At 67.9% G+C, this 23306-nt stretch carries 23 protein-coding genes; 8 read left to right on the top strand and 15 right to left on the bottom strand.

Translation table 11 applies throughout. The annotated features are described in order from the left end of the window. Positions 1–101: 101 nt before the first annotated feature. Both L1892_RS05755 and L1892_RS05750 read right to left on the bottom strand, forming a co-directional pair. Positions 102–758, bottom strand: coding sequence for a response regulator (locus L1892_RS05755; RefSeq protein WP_235722558.1), 657 nt, complete (start codon positions 756–758; stop codon positions 102–104). Between the two features lie 10 nt (positions 759–768). Further along, a complete protein-coding gene (locus L1892_RS05750; RefSeq protein ID WP_235722556.1) occupies positions 769–2034 on the bottom strand; it encodes a sensor histidine kinase in 1266 nt (421 codons plus the stop codon). A gap of 180 nt (positions 2035–2214) precedes the next feature. Between L1892_RS05750 and L1892_RS05745 the strand changes: the two genes are divergently transcribed. Together L1892_RS05745 and L1892_RS24860 are read left to right on the top strand one after the other, a co-directional pair. Continuing rightward, positions 2215–2859 (top strand): hypothetical protein, encoded by a 645-nt coding sequence (locus L1892_RS05745; RefSeq protein WP_235722555.1) that lies wholly within the window; start codon positions 2215–2217, stop codon positions 2857–2859. Next, positions 2856–4046, top strand: a complete 1191-nt coding sequence (locus tag L1892_RS24860; protein WP_235722553.1) for an alpha/beta-hydrolase family protein — start codon at positions 2856–2858, stop codon at positions 4044–4046. The genes L1892_RS05745 and L1892_RS24860 overlap by 4 nt, the downstream gene beginning before the upstream one ends. Before the next feature lie 4 nt (positions 4047–4050). On the opposite strand, the gene gatA is transcribed toward L1892_RS24860, so the two are convergent. From gatA to L1892_RS05725, 3 genes are all read right to left on the bottom strand, one after another. Next, positions 4051–5538 carry an Asp-tRNA(Asn)/Glu-tRNA(Gln) amidotransferase subunit GatA gene (gene gatA, locus L1892_RS05735; protein WP_235722551.1) on the bottom strand — a complete coding sequence of 496 codons (1488 nt, stop codon included), beginning with the start codon at positions 5536–5538 and terminating at the stop codon, positions 4051–4053. Next, the gene (gene gatC / locus L1892_RS05730) at positions 5535–5849 is read right to left on the bottom strand and encodes an Asp-tRNA(Asn)/Glu-tRNA(Gln) amidotransferase subunit GatC (protein WP_235722549.1); all 315 of its coding nucleotides are present in this window, start codon (positions 5847–5849) and stop codon (positions 5535–5537) included. Before gatC ends, gatA begins: the two co-directional genes overlap by 4 nt. A 78-nt stretch (positions 5850–5927) precedes the next feature. Beyond that, positions 5928–6518, bottom strand: coding sequence for an antibiotic biosynthesis monooxygenase (locus tag L1892_RS05725; RefSeq protein ID WP_235722547.1), 591 nt, complete (start codon positions 6516–6518; stop codon positions 5928–5930). A 140-nt stretch (positions 6519–6658) separates the two neighbouring features. On the opposite strand from L1892_RS05725, the gene L1892_RS05720 reads away from it, so the two are divergent. Next, positions 6659–7327, top strand: a complete 669-nt coding sequence (locus L1892_RS05720) for an ACT domain-containing protein (protein ID WP_235722540.1) — start codon at positions 6659–6661, stop codon at positions 7325–7327. Between the two features lies 1 nt (position 7328). Here the strand turns inward: L1892_RS05720 and ligA are convergent, their stop codons facing one another. After that, the gene (ligA, locus tag L1892_RS05715) at positions 7329–9407 is read right to left on the bottom strand and encodes an NAD-dependent DNA ligase LigA (RefSeq protein WP_235722538.1); all 2079 of its coding nucleotides are present in this window, start codon (positions 9405–9407) and stop codon (positions 7329–7331) included. A 61-nt stretch (positions 9408–9468) separates the two neighbouring features. Here ligA and L1892_RS05710 point away from each other — a divergent pair, with 61 nt between their 5' ends. Next, positions 9469–9855 carry an MmcQ/YjbR family DNA-binding protein gene (locus L1892_RS05710; protein WP_235722536.1) on the top strand — a complete coding sequence of 129 codons (387 nt, stop codon included), beginning with the start codon at positions 9469–9471 and terminating at the stop codon, positions 9853–9855. Positions 9856–9901: 46 nt separating this feature from the next. Here L1892_RS05710 and L1892_RS05705 read toward each other — a convergent pair whose 3' ends face one another. The 8 genes from L1892_RS05705 to L1892_RS05670 all read right to left on the bottom strand — a co-directional run bounded on the left by L1892_RS05705 (position 9902) and on the right by L1892_RS05670 (position 17937). Then, complete coding sequence (locus L1892_RS05705; RefSeq protein ID WP_308191662.1) at positions 9902–10924, bottom strand: uroporphyrinogen decarboxylase/cobalamine-independent methonine synthase family protein; 1023 nt, start codon at positions 10922–10924, stop codon at positions 9902–9904. Beyond that, a complete protein-coding gene (mnmA, locus tag L1892_RS05700) occupies positions 10921–12066 on the bottom strand; it encodes a tRNA 2-thiouridine(34) synthase MnmA (RefSeq protein ID WP_235722535.1) in 1146 nt (381 codons plus the stop codon). Before mnmA ends, L1892_RS05705 begins: the two co-directional genes overlap by 4 nt. Then, positions 12066–13274: a cysteine desulfurase family protein gene (locus L1892_RS05695; RefSeq protein WP_235722533.1), complete on the bottom strand. Its 1209-nt coding sequence runs from the start codon at positions 13272–13274 to the stop codon at positions 12066–12068. Before L1892_RS05695 ends, mnmA begins: the two co-directional genes overlap by 1 nt. Positions 13275–13406: 132 nt before the next feature. Next, positions 13407–14492, bottom strand: a complete 1086-nt coding sequence (locus L1892_RS05690; RefSeq protein WP_235722532.1) for an NAD(P)-dependent alcohol dehydrogenase — start codon at positions 14490–14492, stop codon at positions 13407–13409. A gap of 6 nt (positions 14493–14498) precedes the next feature. Then, complete coding sequence (locus L1892_RS05685) at positions 14499–14984, bottom strand: DUF4334 domain-containing protein (protein ID WP_235722530.1); 486 nt, start codon at positions 14982–14984, stop codon at positions 14499–14501. Positions 14985–15076: 92 nt separating this feature from the next. Further along, entirely contained in the window at positions 15077–15958 is an 882-nt protein-coding gene (locus tag L1892_RS05680) for a lysophospholipid acyltransferase family protein (protein ID WP_235722529.1), read from the bottom strand. 178 nt (positions 15959–16136) lie between these two features. Continuing rightward, entirely contained in the window at positions 16137–17093 is a 957-nt protein-coding gene (locus tag L1892_RS05675; RefSeq protein WP_235722527.1) for an electron transfer flavoprotein subunit alpha/FixB family protein, read from the bottom strand. A 58-nt stretch (positions 17094–17151) separates the two neighbouring features. Further along, the gene (locus L1892_RS05670) at positions 17152–17937 is read right to left on the bottom strand and encodes an electron transfer flavoprotein subunit beta/FixA family protein (RefSeq protein WP_235722526.1); all 786 of its coding nucleotides are present in this window, start codon (positions 17935–17937) and stop codon (positions 17152–17154) included. A 198-nt stretch (positions 17938–18135) separates the two neighbouring features. Here L1892_RS05670 and L1892_RS05665 point away from each other — a divergent pair, with 198 nt between their 5' ends. The 4 genes from L1892_RS05665 to L1892_RS05650 are packed head-to-tail and all read left to right on the top strand — an operon-like array spanning position 18136 to position 22491. Next, positions 18136–18903 (top strand): class I SAM-dependent methyltransferase, encoded by a 768-nt coding sequence (locus L1892_RS05665; RefSeq protein WP_235722524.1) that lies wholly within the window; start codon positions 18136–18138, stop codon positions 18901–18903. Positions 18904–18920: 17 nt separating this feature from the next. After that, a complete protein-coding gene (locus L1892_RS05660; RefSeq protein ID WP_235722786.1) occupies positions 18921–20495 on the top strand; it encodes a 1,4-alpha-glucan branching protein domain-containing protein in 1575 nt (524 codons plus the stop codon). Between the two features lie 19 nt (positions 20496–20514). After that, entirely contained in the window at positions 20515–21816 is a 1302-nt protein-coding gene (locus L1892_RS05655) for a glycosyltransferase family 4 protein (RefSeq protein WP_235722522.1), read from the top strand. A 9-nt stretch (positions 21817–21825) separates the two neighbouring features. Beyond that, positions 21826–22491: an AIM24 family protein gene (locus tag L1892_RS05650; protein WP_235722520.1), complete on the top strand. Its 666-nt coding sequence runs from the start codon at positions 21826–21828 to the stop codon at positions 22489–22491. 17 nt (positions 22492–22508) lie between these two features. Here the strand turns inward: L1892_RS05650 and L1892_RS05645 are convergent, their stop codons facing one another. Further along, complete coding sequence (locus L1892_RS05645) at positions 22509–23255, bottom strand: acyltransferase (RefSeq protein WP_235722518.1); 747 nt, start codon at positions 23253–23255, stop codon at positions 22509–22511. Positions 23256–23306: the final 51 nt, after the last annotated feature.

The raw sequence follows: 23306 nt of genomic DNA, 5'->3' as shown, positions 1-23306 counted from the left end.
GACCCTGCAGACACCTACCCCTGCCAATCTAGTGGTCCGGGCGGGCCTGCGCCGGGTGTCGCGTCCGCGTCGTGAGGTCGAAGAGTGAACTTCCGGTGTCCTCACTTCAGCCCGTTCTCGTAGGCGAACACCACCGCCTGGGCGCGATCGCGCAGACCGAGTTTGTTCAGCACACTGCTGACGTGGGTCTTGACGGTCTGTTCGGAGACGTAGAGCCGGCCGGCGATCTCTCCGTTGGACCGTCCGTCGGAGACGAGGTCGAGCACCTCCCGTTCCCGCGGGGTGAGTTGGTCGGCCGCGCGGCTGCGCGGTGTGCGCGATCTGCGTGCGGTCACCTCTTCGATGAGCCGCCGGGTGACCGACGGAGCCAACAGCGCCTCGCCATCGGCGACGACCCGCACAGCACGGACGAGTTCATCGGCGGGTGCGTCCTTGAGCATGAAGCCCGACGCACCGATGCGCAGGGCCTCGTAGACATAATCGTCGATGTCGAAGGTCGTCAGCATCAGTACCCGGGTGGCGCCCTCGCGTCCGGCCGACGCGCGGAGGATCTCCTCGGCCGCGCGCAGGCCGTCCTTGCGGGGCATGCGCACGTCCATCAACACCACGTCCGGCCGGACCCGGGCGCACAGCTCGACGGCGGCGACACCGTCTGCGGCGTCGCCGAGGACGGAGATGTCCGGTTGCGCCCCGAGCAGCGCGGAGAATCCTTGGCGCACCATTGCCTGATCGTCGACAACCACCACCGTGACAGCCACGCGGATAAGCCTATTCGCTCGCACCCACCGCCGACCCGACGGCAGCCACCATGTTTCCGGGGTGGTCCGGGATCAACGCACGTACCGCGAACCCGCCGTCGGCGGTGGGCTCGGCGGTGAGTGCGCCGCCCACCGCCGCGGCACGCTCGACCATGCCCACGATGCCGGTGCCCGCACCCGGCAGACGCACGGGTTCGGCGGTCGGTGCGGTGTTGCGCACACACACCTCGATGACCCCCACCTGCGCCGGGAGTATCGAGATCTGCACTGTCGAACCCGGCGCATGTCGGGTCGCATTGGCCAGGCTCTCCTGCACTATCCGATAGATGACCAGACCCGCTGCTGCGCTGATCTTCTCGTGGGCGACGGTGTCGACGAGATCCACTGTCGCGCCGGTCAGCCGGGTGTGGTCGACGAGCGAACCGAGATCGTCGAGATCCGGATTGGGTGCGGCAGTCGACTCCCCGTCGGTACGGAGCACGCCGAGCATCTGGCGCACCTCGTCGAGCGATGCGCGAGCTGACACAGCGATCGCCTCGAACTCCGCCGCCGCCTCGTCGCTGACGTCGACCAGCCGGTAACGAGCCGTCTGCGCCATCACCACGACCACCGACATTCGATGGGCCACAACGTCATGCAGATCACGAGCAATTCGGGTCCGCTCCTGCAGGATCGCCTTCTGGGATTCGACCACCTGCTTCTGCTCGGTGCTGACAGCGAGTTGGCGGCGCGACCTGGCCAGCACCCGGATCAGCGCGACGACGACCGCACCGAAAGTCAGCCCGAACACCCAGCCACCGCGGGCGTCGGCGGGGGCCGCCAGCACGAAGACGATGCAGGTACTGACCCATACCACCGGAATCCATCGCAACGTGCACCGCAGATACGCGGCGAAGGTCAACACCAGCAACGAGATGATGTGGACGACCTGAACCGACCACGGCCAGCCGTTGACCGTCGGGATCAGCAGCCCGATCAGCTGAGCCGACACCACGGACACGGCCCACCCTGCCACCGGCGCGCAGTAGACCAGCGCCACCGGTAGCGCGGCGAAGGCCGCGACAACCGGCTGCGCATACGCCGGTACCGAATGCGTCAATGACAAGGTGGGCCACGACACCGAGAACAATACCGCCGCAACAAACAGAAAGAACCAGTTCATCGGGGACCGCACGTAGCGTTGCACGGCCGGGTCGCGGGCAGCCGGATGTTCGGCCACCTCCCGCAGCGCCACCGTCGCCGCCCGGCCCGTCAGCCTTCGCACTGTTCGAAACATCTCCATCACCTCGTCCACTCACCGTAGGGCGCGCGGGACCGCACGTCCTCATACTTTCGGGGGATTCCACGCTCACTCGCCGGGATGAGGAACCGCATCACGTGACGATCTCGCGATGGTCGGGGTGATCACCGATTCGGCCGATGTGGGGCGGCGAGGCCGATTCCTAGCGTCGAGCACATGAAACGACAGCATCGGCGGCCGAGCCGACCAAGCCAACGACTGATCGCCGGTTTGCTCTCGGCGGCAATAGTTCTCGGAGTCGGCTACGGTCCGGCGTCGGCCCACCCGAGCACTGTGCACGCCGCGCGGGAACCGACCGCGAGCGCCCCCGCGCCGGAGGACCTGACGAGCACCGCCGGCCGGATCGTGTGGCATCTGACGAGCGGTCGGCAGTATCGCGCGGCCGCCGAGACACCGTCGGGCTTCGTCGCCATGTTCGGGTATCGCCCACAGATGCAGGCGGGCTATCCGGTGGACCCCGCTGGTGGGTGTTCGTCCCCGATCGCGCTGCCACAGCGCTTCGAAGTGCTCTGCCGCTCCCACGACTTCGGTTACGACGTGCTGAGATTCGCTGACCGAACCGGTCATCGCCTCGGCGGCTGGGCGCGCTTGCGACTGGACCGGATGTTGGTCCAGCGGATGCATACGGCGTGCACGTCTCCGCTGTGTCAGGCCGCCGCGACCGCCGCCGATCTCGGGCTGCGGCTGAACACCTGGCGGCAGTTCGACGGCCCGCCGGCACCGACCGAATCAACCGCTGCGATCGTCACATCCGGCGTCGGCCGCGGCTGGGCGGCCCTGCACGAGCGCGGTGCGCGGTGACCGCGCCCGGGGCTCGCGGGCCGCACCCGGTGGTCTCGGTGGCGGCGGGCCTCGCAGCGATCGCAGCGCTGTGGCCATCCGGACTGCCCCGACCAGCGGCGGTGTCGGCTGCACTCACGGCCGGGTGCGTCGCCGTCGTCACCGTGTGCGCGCTGCTGGCAACCCGCAGATCGCCGGCCCGGCCTGCCCCGACGGCGGCAACCGCGGCCGCGTCCCTCGGCGCGACCAGTTGCGCGGCGCTTCTCAGCATGTCCTGGCAGAACGGATTACGCGGCGCTCTCGGTATGCCCGCCGTTGGCCTCGGCTGGGCAGCCGCGTCGGTCGCGGCAGGCCTGCTCGCCTTCGTGATGATCGTGTGGTTGCCGCGCACCACAACGTTATTACTCGCAATGGTCGCCGCTCTCGCCACAGGCATGCTGCCCGCGGCCACGGCCGATGAACCGGCGGACCGCCGACCCGACGTGCCCGCCGACGTCTTCTACGCCGACGCCGACGGTGCATCGGTGACTCATCGCAGCGACGAGCTGGTGGCCCGGTGGGTGCGGGCCGGCGGACTGGACCGGCGGGCCGTGGTGATCGCGGTGCCAACGGGTTCCGGATGGGTCGACGAGGCCGCGGTCCACGGCTACCGCGAGCGATTCGCCGGCGACGTCGCGGTGCTGGCGATGCAGTATTCGGCTCGCCCGTCGTGGCAGACCTTCGTCGCCGATCGGGCAGCGGCCGGACGAACCACGATCACACTGCTGCGGGCCGTCCTCCACCGGACCGGCACACGTCCGCCGCCGCAACGACCGCAGATCCACATCTACGGACAGAGCCTCGGCGCGGTGGGTGCCGAGGCGGCCCGTTCATGGGCCGACCGCACTCATCCCGGCGACCTCGCCGAGACCGTCCTCGTGGGCGTGCCAGGGGATTCGGTGGCCCGACGTCCCGGGATCGGGAGTCGCCGCATCATCGTGGCCAACCGCACCGACCCGATTCCGCGATGGTCAGTGTCGTTGCTGTGGCGGCCATCCCGGCCACCACACGACACCCGGGCCGTCGGACGTGATGCGCCACAACCACCCTGGCTGCCGCTCATCGGGTTCCTTCAGACCTCGGCCGACCTGCTCGGAGCGCTCGACGGAGCCCCCGGCGTCGGGCACCGCTACGGTCTCGAACAGGGCACCGGGAGTCTGTCCTCGTGATGTGCTACTCGATCGGCCCGCGCGCCGCCTCGTAGGCGGCGCCCACCCGATACAGCCGGTCGTCGGCCAGCGCGGGGGCCATGATCTGCAGGCCGACGGGCATGCCGTCGTCGGCCGACAGACCCGACGGCACCGACATCGCGCCCACTCCGGCCAGGTTCACCGGCAGGGTGCACAGATCAAACAGATACATCGCAAGTGGGTCGTCGACCTTCTCCCCCAACGCGAACGCCGTGGTCGGGGTGGTCGGCGAAACCAGGACGTCGACCTTCTCGTAGGCTGCAGCGAAGTCGCGCGCGATCAGGGTCCGCACCTTCTGGGCCTGACCGTAATAGGCGTCGTAATAGCCCGACGACAGCGCGTAGGTGCCGATCATGATGCGCCGCTTGACTTCTGGACCGAAGCCGGCGTCGCGGGTCATCGCCATCACCTCTTCGGCGCTGTGTGTGCCGTCATCGCCGACGCGCAGCCCGTACCGCATCGCATCGAAACGAGCGAGGTTCGATGACACCTCAGACGGCAGGATCAGATAGTAGGCGCCGAGGGCATAGCTGAAATGCGGGCACGACACCTCGACCACCTCGGCGCCGCGGTCGGTGAGCACTTGCAGCGCTGCCCGGAACGACTCCAGGACACCGGACTGATAGCCCTCACCCTGCAGTTCGGTGACCACGCCGATGCGCACACCGGTCAGATCCTGCTCGGCACCGAACCGCGCGGCCGCCACCACGTCGGGGACGGGCGCGTCGATCGACGTGGAATCGCGCGGGTCATGGCCGGCGATCACCTCGTGCAACAGCGCGGTGTCGAGGACCGTCCGTCCGCATGGACCACCTTGATCCAGCGACGATGCACAAGCCACCAGGCCGTAACGGGACACGGTGCCGTAGGTGGGTTTGACGCCCACCGTGGCGGTGACCGCCGCCGGCTGCCGGATGGAGCCGCCGGTGTCGGTGCCGATGGCCAGCGGCGCCTGATACGACGCGAGTGCGGCCGCGCTGCCGCCGCCGGATCCACCGGGGATCTTGTCGGTGTCCCATGGATTGCGGGTGACCTGATAGGCCGAGTTCTCCGTGGAGCTACCCATGGCGAACTCGTCCATGTTCGTCTTGCCGAGAATTGGGATGCCGGCCGCCCGGAGCCGCTCGGTCACCGTGGCGTCATACGGCGGCACCCAGCCTTCGAGGATCTTTGAACCGCAGGTCGTCGGCGCATCGGTGGTGGTGAACACATCCTTCAGCGCGATCGGGACACCGGCGAGTGGCGAAGGCGCCTCGCCACCGGCGATGGCGTCGTCGGCGGCCTTGGCGGCGACCAACGCCTCAGCGCTGCTGATGTGCAGGAAGGCGCCCAGGTCGGTGTCGACCTCGGCGATGCGGTCGAGATGGGCCTGGGTGACCTCCACCGACGACAGCTCACGCGCTGAGATCTTGGCGGCGAGGTCGGCGGCCGAGAGCCCGGTGATCTCGCCGGCGGTGCGGGCTGATGTCACTGTTCCTCCCCGAGGATCTGCGGGACGGCGAACCGGTCCTGTTCCACACGCGGCGCACCGGAGAGCGCCTGATCGGTGGTCAGGCCGGGGACCACCACGTCGGGGCGCAACACGTTGGCCAGCTCGGCCGGGTGTGCGGTGCCGGGCACATCGTCGGCCGCGACCTCGGACACCTGCGCCACATGAGCCAGGATCGAGTCGAGTTGCTGGGCGTACTGATCGAGTTCCTCATCGGTCAGCGCAAGCCGGGACAGCCGAGCCAGGTGCGCGACCTCCTCCCGGGAGATGGCCGACTCCGATCCGCTGGACATGCCAGGTCCTTTCTCGCCGAGTGCTCAGGTGTGCCCCACCAGCCTATGGGAGTCGATTGCGCGCGCGTGACGCGGTGCTCAGTGCAGCCACCGAGCCAATCGAACGGTGATCCACGGCAACACGACATACACCATGATCGGCGTGTTGATCAGCGTGGCGATGAGCGTGGTGAGCACCAGCGGGAGCCCGTCGATTCGGCTGACCACCACCACATTGATGAGCAACGACATCGGGAAGAATCCGAGCCAGATCGTGATCGCCTGTTTCCACCGCGGCGGCGCCGCCCCGGCGACCCGGACGGCGTGGGTCAAGTGCTGCTGCGGCTCGAACCAGCCTTCGATGCCCGACAAGCGGTGCGTCGCATACTCCACCGCGACGCCCTCACCTCGCGACAGCCAGGCCTTGCGCACTGGTGAGGACACCCAGTCGTCCATGGTCTTCTCGTCGGCAAACCGATAGACCACGTAGTACTCGTCATCGATTCGGGAGTTGCGCAGCCAGCCACCACCGAGGAATCCCGGAAACGTTCGCGCCAACGCGATGCCCGCATCGGTCCAACTCACGAAGTCGTGCTCACGCCCCGGCTCGATCCGGCGGGCGACTGATGCGGTGACCTGGGTCGAGATCTGGGGCTGATCTGCTGCGGCGCCTGTGTCGTCGGTTGCCATGACATCATCGTGACCCCCGACCATCACCGGCGCAGTACTCGCGCACCCGCGCGGCGGCGCGGTGGGCCTGCGCCCACGGCACCTGCGCAGACCGGCCGCGGCCCCCTCTCGTCACACGGTGGTCACACCTCGGTGCAACAATGAGCCGCGTGTCGTACCTGCTGCGCGTGTACCTCGAGGACCGCCCGGGCAGTCTCGGACTGCTCGCCGTCCAGCTCGGTTCGGTGGGCGCCGACATCCTGTCGCTGGAAGTGGTCGAACGCGGCGAGGGCTATGCCGTCGACGATCTGGTCGTCGACATCGCGCCCGGTTCGCTACCGGACGGTCTGATCACGGCGGCCGAAAAGCTCAAGGGGGTGCGCGTCGACTCGATCCGACCGTATGCGGGGGTTCTCGACACCCACCGCGAACTGGAGCTCGTCGATCAGGTCGCGACCACCGACGACCACAAGCTGCAGGTCCTCGTCGACAACGCACCGCGCGTCCTGCGGGTTTCGTGGGCAATGGTGATCACCAGCGCCAGCAACGGGGTGTTGCAGCTGTTCGGCAGCTCCGGCGCGCCGGAGACACCACTCACCCGGGCGGACTGGCTGCCCATCGATCGAGCCGCGCAACTCGATTCCACCGCCGACTGGGTGCCTGAGGCATGGCAGGACATGGACACGCGCCTGGCGGCCGCGCCGCTGGGGGACGGCGCACGAGCGGTTCTGCTCGGCCGTATCGGCGGCCCGGACTTCCGTCCTTCCGAGATCGCCCGACTCGGCTATCTCACCGGCATCGTCAGCACCGTGCTGCGCGCCGACAGCTGACTCACTCGGCCTCTGGTGCTTCACCGGTCTGCAGAAGATGGGTGAACGCCTGCTCGTCGAGGATCGGGACACCGAGCTGTTCGGCCTTGGCGGCCTTGGTGCCCGGTGAGTCTCCGACGACGACGTAATCGGTCTTCTTCGACACCGACCCCGACGCCTTACCGCCACGTTGCAGGATGGCCTCCTTGGCGCCGTCGCGCGAGTAGTCCTGGAGAGACCCGGTCACCACGATGGTCTTGCCCGTCAACGTCCGGACGATCGAGTCGTCGCGTTCGTCCTCCATGGAAACGCCTGCCGCGCGCCACTTCTCGATGACGTCGCGGTGCCAGTCGACGGCAAACCAGTCGTTGATGCTCTGCGCGAGGGTCATACCGAGCCCCTCGACCTCGGCCAACTGGTCGGTGGACGCGTCTTCGATTGCCTGCAGCGAACCGAATTCGGTGGCCAGCGCACGAGCTGCGGTGGGACCCACATGCCGAATCGACAACCCGACCAGCACGCGCCACAGCGGTACCTTTCGCGCGCCGTCGAGATTGGCGAGTAGTCGCTTGCCGTTGGCGGAGAGTGCTCCGGCCTTCGTGCGGAAAAGATCGGTCCTGGTGAGGTCGTCTGCGGTGAGCGAGAAGAGGTCTCCTTCATTGGTCAGGACACCGGAAGACAACAGCGCCGTGGCTGCCTCATATCCCAGCGCCTCGATGTCGAAGGAACCGCGGCCGGCGAGATGGAACAGCCGCTCGCGCAGCTGCGCCGGGCACGATTGGGCGTTGGGGCAGCGGATGTCGACATCGCTGTCCTTCTCCGGACGCAACGCGGTGCCGCATTCCGGGCAGTGCGCGGGCATTTCGAACTCTCGCTCACTGCCGTCGCGAACGTCGACGACGGGACCGAGGACCTCAGGAATCACGTCGCCGGCCTTACGGATGGTGACGGTGTCGCCGATGAGCACCCCTTTGCGCCGCACCTCGGATTCGTTGTGCAGAGTCGCTCGCGACACCGTGGAGCCGGCGACGAGTACCGGCTCCATGAACGCGAATGGGGTCACCCGGCCGGTACGCCCCACCCCGACCTTGATGTCGAGCAGAGTGGTGGTCGCCTCCTCCGGCGGGTACTTGTAGGCGATCGCCCAGCGTGGGGCGCGCGACGTGGAACCGAGGCGCCGCTGCAGCGCAACGTCATCGAGTTTCACCACGATGCCGTCGATCTCGTGTTCCACGTCATGGCGGTGCTCGCCCCAGTAGGCGATCTTGTCCAGGATCTCGTCGGCGCCGGCCACCTTGGTGGTATGGGCGGACACCGGCAGCCCCCACGCTCCCAGCGCCAGATAGGCATCGTGCAGCGACGCGGGGCGCCACCCCTCGGTGTGGCCGATGCCGTGGCAGATCATCCGCAGTCGCCGCCGGGCGGTGACCTGTGGATTCTTCTGACGCAGAGAACCGGCCGCCGAGTTGCGCGGATTGGCGAAGGGAGGTTTACCGTCGTCGACCAGTGAGGCGTTCAGCGCCTCGAAATCCTCGACGCGGAAGAACACCTCACCGCGCACCTCGAGTTCGTGTGGGATCGGGAAGCCCTCGGCGGCGGTGAGCCGACGCGGTACGTCCTCAATGGTGCGCGCGTTGAGTGTCACGTCTTCGCCGGTGCGTCCGTCCCCGCGAGTGACCGCCCGGGTCAGCGTTCCGTCGACGTAGACCAACGACAGCGCCACGCCATCGATCTTGAGCTCACACAGGAACTCACCGTGACCGCCGGTGTCGACGTGCACACGATCCACCCAGGCGCGCATCTCGTCGGAATCGAAGACGTTGTCCAGCGACAGCATCCGCTCCAGATGGTCGACCGGGGTGAACGCCGTGGAGAAGCCTCCACCGACCAGCTTCGTCGGCGAATCCGGGCTGGTCAGTTCCGGGTGCGCGTCCTCGAGTTCCTGCAGTCGTCGCAGCAACCGGTCGAATTCGCCGTCGGAGATGATCGGCGCGTCCTTGACGTAATAGCGGAACTGGTGATCGCGGATCTCGTCGGCGAGAGTCGTCCATTGCTCACGCAGGTCACCGCCGGCGTCGGTGGGGTTGCCTTGTTCTGCCACGTCACGAGCGTATCGAAGGTGTCCGACACATCCGCAGTGCCGATCGTTCTAGGCTGAGCCCATGCCGCATCCGATCATGTTCTCCGACGACGACCCGTACCTGGGACGGATTCGCGAGATCGCGCTGGCACTGCCCCACACGACCGAGGTCATCGCGCACGGGCGCCCGACGTTCCGATGCCCCAAGATGTTCGGCAATTACGGCGGCAGTGTGAAGGGCAGTCGGGAACGCCATGACCAGTCGGTGCTGTTCGTCGCCGACCCGGCCGAACGCGAGGCGCTGCTCGCCGATCCGCGCTTCTACCTGCCCGCCTACCTCGGGCCGGCCGGTTGGCTGGGGATGCTGCTGGACGAGAGGACCGATTGGACCGAGGTCACCGAATTGCTCGACGCCAGCTACCGCCAGATCGCGCCCGCGAGATCCGTCGCCGAACTCGACGCGCGCTGAATCTGGGTCGCCGTCTGGCGCCTCGGAGCGCGTGCGGTGGCTCCGATCACAGCGCCTCGGGATCGGTGCCGAGGAGTTCGCCGGTCGCCGCACAGACCCCCAGCGCCGCCTTCGCCCAACCCGGCTCGGCCCCGGCCAACCCACAGGTGGGGCTGACCACAACGCTGTCCGACAACACTTTTCGGGGTAGCCCGATGCGGTCGACGAGGGTGGCCAGGCGGGTGGCGACGGTCTCGGCTCGCACGCGGCGATCCCCGCCGGTGCCGGGCACTACACCAGCCACCAACACGTCACCGCGGTCCAGCAGCATCCCGAGCCCGTCGAGATCGTCACTCGTCACGCTGGTCACATCAAGTGACCAACCGACTCCGGGCATGCGCGTGATGAGGTCCCAGCGCGGGGCGGCGCAGCTGTGCACGATGGCCGGACAGTCGACGACGTCGATCAGCCCGCGCAACGCATCCACGACCTCGACGACCGGGACCGCCGGAATGGTGTCGAATCGGGTCAGCGGTACCACCGCGCCGTCGATGACCTGGCCGACCATCGGCTCGTCGAGCTGCACGATGATCTCGGCCCCGAGCCGGCGGGTCACCTCCCCCACCAACTCGCGGGTCCCCTCCGCGGTCGACGCGACCACGTCTCGCCACGCCCCACGATCGCGCAGCACCTTGTGACCGGACGGCAGTTCGACCGACGCCGACAGGGTGAAAGGCCCGCAGACCTGGATTTTGAAGGGGCGCGAGGTACCGATGAATCCTGCAGCGTCCCAGATCTCCTCGACGGCATCGAGGTCGGCCTGCAGATGATCGCGGGCACGCCGGGCCGACCCCGCGCCCCGTGACCCGAGCCGGTAGCCCCAGGTGTCGGCATCCATGGGTAGATCGACGAGGACGGCGGCCATTCGTCCGATCATGTCGGCGCCCACGCCACGGGCGGGCAGCTCGACGAGATGGGCGAGGTCGAGTTCACCGTTCACAACGGCCGCTGCCTCGCGGGCGTCGGTGCCGGGCATCGAGCCGATGCCGGTCCCGGTACCGCCGAGCTGGATTCTCTCGGCTGCGTTCACCGGTGGGCGCCGGCCGGAACCCGTGCGTCGGGGGCGCCGGACGCGGGATCGGAGTCGGTGGCACGGATTCGTCCGGAACCCAGTACGAGGTCACCGTGTTGCGCGTCGGGTGCGTAGAGCACTGCGGCCTGACCTCGCGCCACGCCGGTGAGAGGTTCGGCGAGGGCGATCTCGATCGCGGGTTCGTCGTCGGCGAATATCGGGGTCGCACGGGCCGGGGCGAGACCGCCGTGGGCGCGTACCTGCACCATCACGTCGATTGGCCCGTCGGGCACCACTCCGGATGTCCACACGGCGCGACCGGCGGTGATGGACCAGACATCGAGGTGGGCGGCCGAACCGACTGTCACCGTGCCCGAGGTCGGATCGATATCGGTCACGTACCGCGGTTGCCCGTCGGCGGCCGGTGCGTCGATGCCGAGTCCCTTGCGTTGGCCGATGGTGAAGCCGTGCACGCCCTTGTGGTCGGCGAGTCGTTCACCACTGTCGGCGTCGACCACCGCCCCCGGCCGGATGCCGATCCGTGCGCCGAGGAAGGCGCGCGTGTCTCCGGTCGGGATGAAGCAGATGTCGTGGGAGTCCGGTTTCTCGGCGACAGCCAGTCCACGGCGGGCCGCCTCCTCACGGATCCCGCTCTTGGGTGTGTCCCCCACCGGGAACATCGCTCGTGCCAGCTGCTCGGCGGTCAACACAGCGAGCACATAGGACTGGTCCTTGTCCTCGTCGACCGCACGCCGGAGCTCACCGTCGGCCAGGCGCGCGTAATGTCCGGTCGCGAGCGCGTCGAAGCCCAGCGCCACCGCTTTCTGAGCCAATGCGGCGAATTTGATCTTCTCGTTGCATGTCAGACACGGGTTCGGGGTCTGACCGGCTGCGTAGGCATCGACGAACTCGTCGATCACGTCGTCTTTGAACCGGTCGGCGAAATCCCAGACATAGAACGGGATGCCGAGAACGTCGGCGACACGACGCGCGTCGGACGCGTCCTCCCGCGAACAGCAGCCACGCGATCCGGTGCGCAGCGCACCTGGAGCGCTCGACAGTGCCAGGTGGACGCCGACCACCTCGTGTCCGGCGTCGACGGCGCGGGCAGCGGCGACCGAGGAGTCGACGCCACCACTCATCGCGGCGAGTACGCGCATCAGCTGACCTCTCCACTCGGTGATGACACCAGGCCGGCCGCACGAGCGCGGTTCACGACCTGGCCGATGACCTCGCCGACCGCGTCGACGTCGGCAGTTGTCGACGTCGGGGCCAGCGAGAAGCGCAGTGACCCGCGCGCAGTCGGGACGTCGAGTCCCATGGCCAACAACACGTGACTGGCCTGTGCCACGCCTGCGGTGCACGCGGATCCGGTGGAACACTCGACACCGTTGGCGTCGAGCAGCATCAGCAGCGAATCCCCCTCACAGCCGTCGAAGGAGACGTGCACATTGCCGGGCAGGCGGCGTTGGTCGCGCGGACCGTTGGCGGTGGTGCCGGGCAACGCGAGGAGCCCGGCGAACAGCTTCTCGCGCAGCGCCGTCACGGACTCGATGTTCGTCTCGAGATGGTCGGTCGACCAGCGCAATGCCGCCGCCATGCCGACCGCGCCGGCCACATCCTGCGTACCCGAGCGCACGTCACGCTCGTGCCCGCCTCCGTGCAGCAGCGGGACACAATCGACGTCGCGGCGCAGCAGCAAGGCGCCGACGCCCTGGGGCCCACCGAACTTGTGGGCCGCGAGACTCATCGCGGCCAGCCCGGCGGCACCGAAATCGACCGGGATGTGGCCGACCGCCTGGATGGCATCGGAGTGGACCGGAACCCCGAACTCCGCCCCGATGGCGGCGAGCTCGTCTATCGGCTCGATCGTGCCGACCTCGTTGTTAGCCCACATCACCGAGATGACCGCGGTCTCGTCGGCATGCTCGGCCAGCTCGGCCTGCAGCCACGACGGTGATACGAAACCCTCGCCATCCACCGGCGCGATCACCAACTCGGCATCCTCGACGTCCGACAACCACAGGGCCGGATCGAGGATGGCATGATGTTCGACCGCGGACACGATGACCCGGCGCCGACGGCCATCGGCTCGCCGCCGCGCCCGGTAGATCCCCTTCAGAGCGAGGTTGTCCGCCTCGGTACCCCCACCGGTGAAGATGACCTCCGAGGGTCGGGCCCCCACCGACGCGGCCACCGATTCGCGTGCCTCCTCGAGTCGGCGACGCGACCATCGGCCCGACCCGTGCAGCGACGACGCGTTGCCCGGCTGCGCGAAGACAGCGGTCATCGCCTCGATGGCGTCCGGCAGCATGCCGGTCGACGCAGCGTGATCGAGGTAGATTGGGGCTCGGGATGGCGTGGACATGTCTCAGCAAGGATAAACGCGCATCGACGGCCCACCAATTCCCGCACGATCCGACAGTGAGGTGATCGACACGAGCCGGGCGGCTGTCGGTGGGACTCGCCCACCGCCGGAGCGCCGGTGGGCGTCCGCGCGTCAGAAGTCGAACAGCAGCACCGGCTTGACGGTCGTGCCGGTCAGCGAGTCGGCCGCGGCCCGCTCGATGTCGGCGAACGGGTAGGTCGTGATGAGCTCGTCGAGCGGCAGTTCCCCGGCGAGATAGAGGGTGGCGAGTTCCGGGATGATGTCGGCCGCGACCACATCACCCTCGATGACGCCGCGGATCGTCAGTCCTTTGTAGAGAACGCTCATGACGTCGAACTCGAGGGTGCGACCGATCCCGACGAGCGCGATGTCGCCGCGGGGTTCGGCGGCCTGCACCGCCGCCGCGACGACATCCTGCCGGGCGGTCGTGTCGATGCCGTGATCGGTACCGCGCCGATGGATCGACCGCACTGCGCGGGCCACATCGTCGGTCGCGGCGGGATCCACGCTCCCGATTGCGCCGAACTTCTCCGCCAGTTCCCGGCGTCGGGCGATCGGATCCACCGCCACCACGTCGGCACCGGCGCGGACGGCGGCGAGCACCGCGCACAGCCCGACACTGCCCGCCCCGTACACCGTCACCGTGGAGCCCGGCGCCGGACGGATCACCTGAGTGACGGTGCCGTACCCGGTCTGCACACCACACCCCAACGGTGCCGCGACACTGGCCGGAACATCGGCCGGTACCGGTATCGCGTTGTCGGCGTGGGCCATCGCGTAGGTCGCAAAGCTCGACTGGCCGAAGAATCCACCGAAGACGGGGTCGGAACCCCGCCGCAACGTCGGGGAGCCATCGGGTCGGCCGGCCATGTTGAGTCCGGCCGTGCAGTACGCCGGGTGACCGCTCGTGCACTGGCCGCACCGCCCGCAGCTGCGGAAGGTGAGACTCACCGTCTGCCCGGCCTGCAGGCCCGTGACATCCGGTCCGACCGCGGCCACCACCCCGGCGCCCTCATGCCCGAAGACCTGCGGCAGGCGACGCCGTGACCAGGTCGCCTTCATGCCGAGATCGGTATGACAGATACCGACCGCCCGCATCTGTACCAGTACTTCGCCGGCGCGCGGCTCGTCCATCTCGATCTGCATCACCTCGAAGGGGCCGCCCGGGGTGGAGACGACCGCGGCGTCGATCTGCACCGGCGCTCAGTCCCGCTCGAGATAGAAGTAGAGGTGCCGGCCGTCGACGACACCACCCTTGCCGTTCATGATGCCCATCACGGTGTTGGCGTCGACGCGCTTGAAGTGGTCGATGACCGGCTGACCGTCGTAGACCATGGACGCGGTCACCTCACCGCGGAACTCGATGGCCCAGAGACTCGCTTCGCCTTTGCCGAGTTTCTTGTCGGAGAACAGCTTTCCGTCCTCACCACGGCACACCAGCGGCTGGACATCGCTGCGGGAGACGAAGGTCTTGCCATACCAGCCGGCCTTCTCGAGCATGCCGTTGACCGGATGGCCGGTGGTGAACTCTCCTCCCTTCCACGCACCGAACATCTCTTCGGGGCGCATGGTCTCCAGTGCCGCCCAAACTGCGTCGAGTTCGGCATCGTCGACGACGCCGGTGGCGGCGACGAGGGCGGCGAATCGCTTCTGCGCCTCAGCGCGGGACAGGGCCGGTGCGGACGTCATTGCTCGCAGTCCTCCTGATGTTGGATCACCACGCCGACGGGTCGTCGTGCGTTCGGGATACAACATATATGAGATATATCAACGATTTCATCTCAACCTGCGGCCCCGGAGACCAGCCGCTCGCAGCGCAGTGCCAGGGCACGACGGTCGGCATCGGGTAGCTGCGCCTCGTGGACGGTGGCCCGCACGACGAGACCGCGCACGGCCAGCACCCGGCGCAGCGTGTCCAACGGCGAGTCGTCTCCGATCAGGCTGGCCGCTGCCGTGACCGAGCCGTCGTGGGCGGTGAAACGCAGATGAACCGGGATGATCGGCACACCGGCGTCGATGGCCGCTTGGAAGAAGGCCGGGCGGAACCGACCGGCCTCGCGGCCACACCACGTCGTGCCTTCGGGGAACACCGCCACGGAACTGTCGCGATGGAGTCGCTCCACCGCCTCGGCCACGGTGGCCGGCAGGCGGCGCAGCGCCGCACGGTCGATCGTGATGACGCCGAGTCGGCGGGCGATCCCGGAGATCACCGGCATCGCGGCGACATCGGATTTCGCCACGAAGTGCGCGGGGCTGATCACGGCGAGCGCGAAGATGTCCAGGAACGACGTGTGATTGGCCACGATGAGACCACGCGTGCCACCCACGAACGGGCGGCGGTCGTCCACGCGCACCGACACACCGATCGACCACAGCAGTGCGCGGGCGGCCCGCACGAGGTACCGACGACGGACCAGGCGCGGACACACCGCCGCCAGCGGCCCGGTCAGGGCGAGCAGCACGACCATGGCGAACAAACCCGTCAGCCGGATCGCGACGAGCAGATATCCGCCCGCTTCGGCCGGATCGAGTTGGCGGCACCGATCCCCACACGCGCTGTCGGGGTACCACGCATGCTTCGACCCGACGACGGTGAGCGCAGGCGCATCGAGCGGTGGCAATGCGACGACCGGTTCGGCGGGCGGACTCGACGTGATGGTCATGACCTGATGACACCGACGTCGAACGACCTGATCGCCACATCGACGTTGCGTGTCGGTGCGCGCGTGGTGAACACCCGGCACTCGCCCCGGGTAGACGACGGTGGCCCCCGACGTGTCGGTATCGACACATCGGGGGCCACCGGGGTTCGCTTGGCTCAGCTTCGTGAGCCGATCAACCTCACTTGCGCTTCTTGACCTCTTCGGTCAGCTGCGGTGCGACGTTGAACAGATCGCCGACGACGCCGTAGTCGGCGATCTCGAAGATCGGCGCCTCTTCGTCCTTGTTGACCGCGACGATGGTCTTCGAGGTCTGCATGCCGGCACGGTGCTGGATGGCACCGGAGATGCCGAGCGCGACGTAGAGCTGCGGCGACACCGTCTTACCGGTCTGACCGACCTGGAACTGACCGGGGTAGTACCCGGAATCCACCGCGGCACGCGATGCGCCGACGGCGGCACCGAGGGAATCGGCGAGCTCCTCGATCACCGAGAACTTCTCGGCGCTGCCGACGCCACGGCCACCGGAGACCACGATCGAGGCCTCGGTGAGTTCCGGACGGTCGCCACCGACGTTCGGCTCCACCTTGGTGATCTTCACGACGCCGTCTTCTTGCGCCGGGACCTCGACGTCGACGCGCTCGCCGGCACCGGCCTGCGGAGCCGCCTCGACGCCACCCGGACGGACCGAGAAGACCGGGACGTCGCCCTTGGCCTGGGCGTCGACGGTGAATGCGCCACCGAAGATGGAGTGGATACCCACCGCACCCTCCTTGACGTCGACCACGTCGGCGAGCACGCCCGAGCCCAAGCGCACGGCCAGCCGTCCGGCGATCTCCTTGCCGTCCGGGGTGGCCGCGACCAGGATGCCGGCCGGCGAGGCCTGCTCGGCGACCGACGCGAGCACGTCGACCTGCGGGGTGACGAGGTAGGCCGCCGCATCGTCGGATTCGGCGACGTAGATCTTCTCCGCGCCGGCTTCCTTGAGACCGTCGACGATACCGTCGGCCGATCCCGGCTTGCCGACCACGACGGCCGACGGGGTGCCGAGCGCACGGGCGGCGGTGATGAGTTCGCTGGTGACCTTCTTCAGGGCGCCTTCGGCGTCCTGCTCCACGAGCACGAGTACTTCAGCCATGTTTCTTCTATCTCCTGAATGTCTGGGTTGTCGCTGGTGATGTCAGGGCCCGTGCGGACTAGATGATCTTCTGCGACACCAGGTACTCGGCGACCTTGGTGCCACCATCGCCCTCGTCGCTGACGCGCTCACCGGCGGTCTTCGGCGGTTTCGGAGCGGAGGCGGTCACCTGGCTGCCGGCGTTCTCCAGGCCCACGTCGCCGGCCTCGACATCGATCTCGGCGAGGGTGACGACCTGAACTTCCTTCTTCTTCGCGGCCATGATGCCCTTGAACGACGGGAACCGCGGCTCGTTGATCTTCTCGTTCACGCTCACGATGGCCGGGAGATCGGCCTCGATGTGGAAGATGCCGTCGTCGGTCTCGCGCTCACCCTTGAGGGTCTCGCCCTCGACGGTGAGCTTGCGCAGATGAGTCAGGTGCGGGAGCTCCAGGTACTCGGCGATCATCGCCGGGATCGCACCCACGCGGCCGTCGGTGGCCTCGTTGCCTGCGATGACCAGCTCGACACCCTCGACCGTGCCGAGCGCACGGGCCAGCACATAAGCGGTCTGGACGGCGTCGGAGCCGTGCATCTGATCGTCCTTGATGTGGATCGCCTTGTCGGCACCCATCGACAGCGCCTTGCGGATGGCCTCGGTGGCGCGCTCAGGGCCGGCGGTCATCACGGTGACCTCGCCGCCGTCGGCTTCCTTGATCTTCAGGGCCTCCTCGACCGCGCGCTCGTTGATCTCGTCGAGAACGGCGTCGGCGGCCTCACGGTCCAGGGTGAAATCCCCATCGGTCAGCTTGCGCTCGGACCACGTATCAGGAACCTGCTTGATCAGAACGACAATGTTTGTCATGGGTCTGCGTCGACCTCCTGCGTCGGTTTCAACATCTTACTGCCCAGTAAGTTGCTATCGGTCTCCCCTACTTTAGCGTCTGCTCGGTTGGCACAAAACATCGCCTACCTCACATAACGCGCGGGCCGATCGGCTGCGGCGGCGGTCGCGGCAAGCATGAACGTTGAGTGGGGATGCCCACCTACTACTGTCGTGGGGATGAGCGAGTCACACGACACCCTCGCGGTGACCGGCGAGCGGACCGTCCCAGGGATCGCCGAGGAGAATTACTGGTTCCGGCGGCACGAGGTGGCCTACGCCCACGTCCTCGATCGCTGCGCAGGTGCCGATGTACTCGAGGCGGGTTCCGGCGAGGGCTACGGCGCGGCGATGCTCGCCGAGGTGGCGCGGTCGGTGGTCTGCGTCGACTACGACGAGGCCGCGGTCTCCCACACCCGTCGCCGCTACCCCGGCCTGACGGTGCACCAGGGCAACCTGATCGATCTGCCGCTGCCCGCCGACTCGGTGGACGTGGTGATCAATTTCCAAGTGATCGAACACCTGTGGGATCAGGGCGCGTTCGTCGCCGAGTGTCGCCGGGTCCTGCGACCGGGTGGGCGACTGCTCATCTCCACCCCGAATCGCATCACCTTCTCGCCGGGCCGTGATACCCCGCTCAATCCGTTCCACACCCGCGAGCTCGACGCCACGGAGCTACGCGAACTGCTGATCGAGGGCGGACTCGCCGTGGAGTCGATGCACGGGGTGTACCACGGCGCCGAACTGGGCGCGCTCGACGCGAAATGGGGTGGGTCGGTGATCGATGCTCAGATCGACCGTGCGCTGGCCGGTCAGCAGTGGCCTGCCGAGCTCGTTGCCGATGTGGCCGCAATCCGCCTGACCGACTTCGAGATCCGCGATGCGGCGGCACCTGAGGTGGACATCGACGCCAGTCTCGACCTCCTCGCTGTCGCCGTACGACCGTGACCCGCAGTACCGTCGACGTGACCTCGTCCGCGCAACCGGTTCCGGGACAGTTTTGCCTGGTGCTGCACTCGCACCTGCCATGGCTGGCCAACCACGGCCGCTGGCCGGTCGGCGAGGAATGGCTGTACCAATCGTGGGCCGGTTCGTATCTGCCGCTGTTCGCGATGCTGCGCCGCCTCGCCGATGCCGGTGCCACCGACCAACTCTCACTGGGCATCACACCGGTGTTGGCCGCGCAGCTCGACGACCCGCAGTGCACCAATTCGATGCACGAGTGGCTCGCGGACTGGCATCTGCGGGCCACGGCGGCCGCGGCCGATGGTGACCGGACCCGCCGCGATCTGGGCACCCGGGAATTCCGTGCCTCCCGAGCCGCCCTCACCGACTTCGAGATGCACTGGCGCCACGGCGGCAGCCCGCAGATCCGCGCGTTGGCATCGGCGGGAGTCGTGGAGATCCTGGGCGGGCCGCTGGCCCACCCGTTCGCCCCGCTGCTCGACGGCCGGCTGCGCCAGTTCTCGCTACGCGAGGGGCTGGCCGACGCGCGCACACGCTGGGCCATCGACCCGGCCGGGATCTGGGCCCCGGAATGCGCCTTCGCCCCCGGAATGGAAACCGAGTACGCCGCAGCCGGGGTCGGACACTTCATGGTGGACGGGCCGACGCTCCGCGGCGACACCGCCCTCGGCCGACCTGTCGGCGGCTCCGACGTCGTCGCATTCGGCCGGGACCTGGCCGTCAGTTACCGGGTGTGGTCACCCCGATCGGGCTATCCGGGGCACGCCGCGTACCGGGACTTTCATACCTACGACCACCTGACCGGCCTCAAACCGGCCCGGGTGACCGGACGCACGGTGGCCGCCGAGGACAAGAAACCCTACGACCCCGCAGGCGTGGACCCGATCATCGACCGACACGTCGATGATTTCGTCGACCACGTACGTCGTCGGCTCATCGACGAATCGGCTCGGTTGGGCCGTCCCGCACTGGTGGTGGCCGCGTTCGACACCGAGTTGTTCGGACATTGGTGGCACGAGGGTCCGGTCTGGCTCGAGCGGGTGCTGCACCGCCTGCCGCAGGCCGGCATCCGGGTCGGCACCCTCGACTCCGCGCGACGGAACGGTCTCGTGGGTGCCCCCGTGGATCTGGCCGCATCGTCGTGGGGATCGGGCAAGGATTGGCGCGTCTGGAACGGTCCCCAGGTCGACCACCTGGTGGCGCTCAACGCCGAGGTCACCGAGACCGCGTTGGCGGCGGTGGACAAGCTGATCGAGCCGGTGGCCCTCGGCGCGGGCGCCGGGTATCGGGGCGGACGCAACCGCGTCGCCGATCAGATCGTGCGGGAGACGCTGCTCACGGTGTCATCGGACTGGCCGTTCATGGTCTCCAAGGACACGGCTGCGCATTACGCTGTGGAACGGGCGCACAAACATGCGCACGCAACCCGGGAGATCTGCGACGCCGCACTCCGCGGCCGGGTCGACCTCGCCGAGCGACTCGCCCGCAACTGGTCTCGGGCCGACAATCTGTTCGCCGGGCTGGACGCGCGGCGACTGTACACCGCCACGCCGCCGGGTGGCTCGGGCGCGTGAGCGCGATGGGGGATGCCAGATGAGGGTGCTGATCGTCTCGTGGGAGTACCCACCGGTCGTGGTGGGTGGCCTCGGTCGGCATGTGCATCAGCTGACCACCGAACTCGCACTCGCCGGCCACGATGTGGTGGTGTTGACGCGGCGCCCCACGGGCACCGACGCGGTCAGCCACCCCACCACCGACACCCGGACCGACGGCGTTCGGGTGATCGCCGCCGCGGAGGATCCGCCGGAGTTCGATTTCGGCCAGGACATGATGGCCTGGACCCTGGCGATGGGACATGCGCTGATCCGAGCCGGCATGACCGCGTTCGGCGGACGCCGAGATTTGACCGGCGCATCACCGTGGGTACCCGATGTGGTGCACGCTCATGACTGGCTCGTCGCCCACCCGGCTGTGGCCCTGGCCGAGTTCTTCGACGTCCCCCTGGTGTCCACGATCCATGCCACCGAGGCCGGCCGGCACAGCGGCTGGGTGAGCGGGCCAACCAATCGGCAGGTGCATTCGGTGGAGTGGTGGCTTGCGCACGAATCGGATTCGCTGATCACCTGTTCGACGTCGATGCGCGACGAGGTCGGTCGCCTCTTCGGTCCGGACATCGCTGATGTGTCGGTGATCCACAACGGCATCGACATCCGCACCTGGCCGTTCGCCCCGCGGCCACCGGTATCCGGACCGCCCGAGCTGTTGTTCGCGGGCCGCCTCGAGTACGAGAAGGGGGTGCAGGATCTCATCGCCGCGATGCCCCGCATCCGGCGCACCCACCCCGGCACCACCCTGACCGTTGCCGGCACCGGCACTCAGCTGGACTGGCTGGTCGACGAGGCCCGACGCCACCGGGTCGCCAAGTCGGTACGTTTCCTCGGCGCCGTCGACCACGACGGACTCGTGGATCTGATGCACCGATGTGCCGCCATCGTGTTGCCGAGTCGATATGAGCCGTTCGGCATCGTGGCTCTGGAGGCAGCGGCCACCGGTATCCCGCTGATCGTGTCGTCGGCGGGCGGCCTGGGTGAGGCGGTGTCGGATCCCACCACCGGGCTCACCTTCGCACCCGGTGACATCGCCGGGCTCTCCGCTGCCGTGCGGGCGGGTCTCGCGGACCCGGCCGCGGCAGCCGTACGCGCTCGCCGTGCACGGGAACGACTCACCGTCGAGTTCTCCTGGGCGGAGGTGGCCGAACGGACCGCCGGGGTGTATCTCGCCGCCAAACGACGCGTTCGTCATCCGGTCGGTAGACCACACATCCCGCAACGACCGTTGCCCGAGCGTGATCCTGCACAACCGACAGTGAGCGCCGACACCGCACCCGACAGCTGAGGAGTCATCGTGCGCAGTCCCATCTTCGATCAGGTCAACCAGGAGAAGCAGAGCGCGCAGCGCTGGACCTTGCAGTCGGACAAGATGTTGCGACTCGGCTTCGGCCCGGAGGCATTGGCCGCCAAGGGTGCGATGGTGGCCTATCAAGGTCAGTTCGACTTCGCCCACGAAGGCTCGGGGTCGATGTCGAACTTCCTGAAGAAGGCGGTCACCAACGAGGGTGGGCAACTGATGCGGGTGCGCGGGCAGGGCGAGGTCTTCTTCGCCCGATCCAACAGCACTGTGTTCACCATCGACCTCGAGGGCGACTCCCTCACCATCAACACGTCGAGTCTGCTCGCCTTCGACGCGTCTCTCGACTGGAAGATCACCTCGATCGGAAACGCCGGCATGCTCGCCGGCGGGTTGTTCAACCTGACTCTCGGCGGCCACGGCACCGTCGGAATCGCCAGCGATGGACCGCCGATGATCCTCGACTGCTCGGTTCAGCCCACCTTTGTCGACCCGCAGGCGGCGGTGTGCTGGTCGAGCACCCTGTCCCCGGGCCTGAAGAACGACTTCAAGCTCGGTTCGCTGATCGGTCGCGGCTCCGGGGAATCGTTTCAGCTGGCGTTCCACGGACCTGGGTTCGTCGTCGTCCAACCGAGTGAAGGTGTGGCACCCGGAGCTCACTGACCCCGGGGGCATCGGGCTCACGAATCGTGTGTTTGCGCCTTCTTGCGTTCGATGTCGGCCAATGCCCGCTCGAGTTCGGCCCGCTGCTGCGCTGACTGCGCCCAATCGTCCTGACGATTCTTCACGACCCGTGCCGGGGCGCCGACGGCGATCGAATAGTCCGGGATCACCCCACGCACCACCGCATGTGAGCCGAGTACACATCCCCGGCCCACGATCGTGTTGCGCAGCACCGACACCTTCGCCGCGACCCAGGTGTCCGGGCCGATGCGCACTGGTCCCTTGACGATGCCCTGATCCTTGATGGGCAACGTGATGTCGTCCATCTTGTGGTCGAAGTCGCAGATGTAGCACCAGTCGGCGATCAGGGTGGACCCGCCGATCTCGAGGTCGAGGTACGAATTCACCACGTTGTTGCAGCCGAAGACGGTCTTGTCGCCGATGCGCAGGCTGCCCTCATGACAACGGATCGAGTTGCCATCCCCGATGTGGACCCAGCGGCCGATCTCCAGCCGTGACATCTCCGGGGTCGCATGGATCTCCACGTTGCGTCCGAGAAACACCATGCCCCGCAGCACCACGTGGGGGTTCGCGAGCCGAAATCGCGCCAGCCGGTAGTAACGAACCAGGTACCACGGGGTGTAGGCACGATTGCGCTTCACCCAGCGCAACGAGTCGAGGGTGAGGAAACGGGCCTGCGCCGGATCACGCCGGCGCCCTGCCCGCAGGCGCGAGCGGTAGGAGGCATTCCACATCGTGGTCATGTCGACAAACCCTAATCGAGAACCGTTCGGGCCCACGTTAGGCTCTGAGAC

Origin of the sequence: Gordonia tangerina, from assembly GCF_021556435.1 — a bacterium.
In the GTDB taxonomy this organism is placed as follows: Bacteria; Actinomycetota; Actinomycetes; order Mycobacteriales; family Mycobacteriaceae; genus Gordonia; species Gordonia tangerina.
This window is presented reverse-complemented; position numbering and strand designations above follow the sequence as displayed.

Bases quoted from the DNA above. Each gene is read 5' to 3' on its own strand.
- L1892_RS05750 (WP_235722556.1), bottom strand. From the start codon at position 2,034: ATGTTTCGAACAGTGCGAAGGCTGACGGGCCGGGCGGCGACGGTGGCG.
- L1892_RS05745 (WP_235722555.1), top strand. From the start codon at position 2,215: ATGAAACGACAGCATCGGCGGCCGAGCCGACCAAGCCAACGACTGATC.
- gatC (WP_235722549.1), bottom strand. From the start codon at position 5,849: ATGTCCAGCGGATCGGAGTCGGCCATCTCCCGGGAGGAGGTCGCGCAC.
- L1892_RS05725 (WP_235722547.1), bottom strand. From the start codon at position 6,518: ATGGCAACCGACGACACAGGCGCCGCAGCAGATCAGCCCCAGATCTCG.
- L1892_RS05720 (WP_235722540.1), top strand. From the start codon at position 6,659: ATGAGCCGCGTGTCGTACCTGCTGCGCGTGTACCTCGAGGACCGCCCG.
- L1892_RS05710 (WP_235722536.1), top strand. From the start codon at position 9,469: ATGCCGCATCCGATCATGTTCTCCGACGACGACCCGTACCTGGGACGG.
- mnmA (WP_235722535.1), bottom strand. From the start codon at position 12,066: ATGCGCGTACTCGCCGCGATGAGTGGTGGCGTCGACTCCTCGGTCGCC.
- L1892_RS05695 (WP_235722533.1), bottom strand. From the start codon at position 13,274: ATGTCCACGCCATCCCGAGCCCCAATCTACCTCGATCACGCTGCGTCG.
- L1892_RS05685 (WP_235722530.1), bottom strand. From the start codon at position 14,984: ATGACGTCCGCACCGGCCCTGTCCCGCGCTGAGGCGCAGAAGCGATTC.
- L1892_RS05680 (WP_235722529.1), bottom strand. From the start codon at position 15,958: ATGACCATCACGTCGAGTCCGCCCGCCGAACCGGTCGTCGCATTGCCA.
- L1892_RS05675 (WP_235722527.1), bottom strand. From the start codon at position 17,093: ATGGCTGAAGTACTCGTGCTCGTGGAGCAGGACGCCGAAGGCGCCCTG.
- L1892_RS05670 (WP_235722526.1), bottom strand. From the start codon at position 17,937: ATGACAAACATTGTCGTTCTGATCAAGCAGGTTCCTGATACGTGGTCC.
- L1892_RS05665 (WP_235722524.1), top strand. From the start codon at position 18,136: ATGAGCGAGTCACACGACACCCTCGCGGTGACCGGCGAGCGGACCGTC.
- L1892_RS05655 (WP_235722522.1), top strand. From the start codon at position 20,515: ATGAGGGTGCTGATCGTCTCGTGGGAGTACCCACCGGTCGTGGTGGGT.
- L1892_RS05645 (WP_235722518.1), bottom strand. From the start codon at position 23,255: ATGACCACGATGTGGAATGCCTCCTACCGCTCGCGCCTGCGGGCAGGG.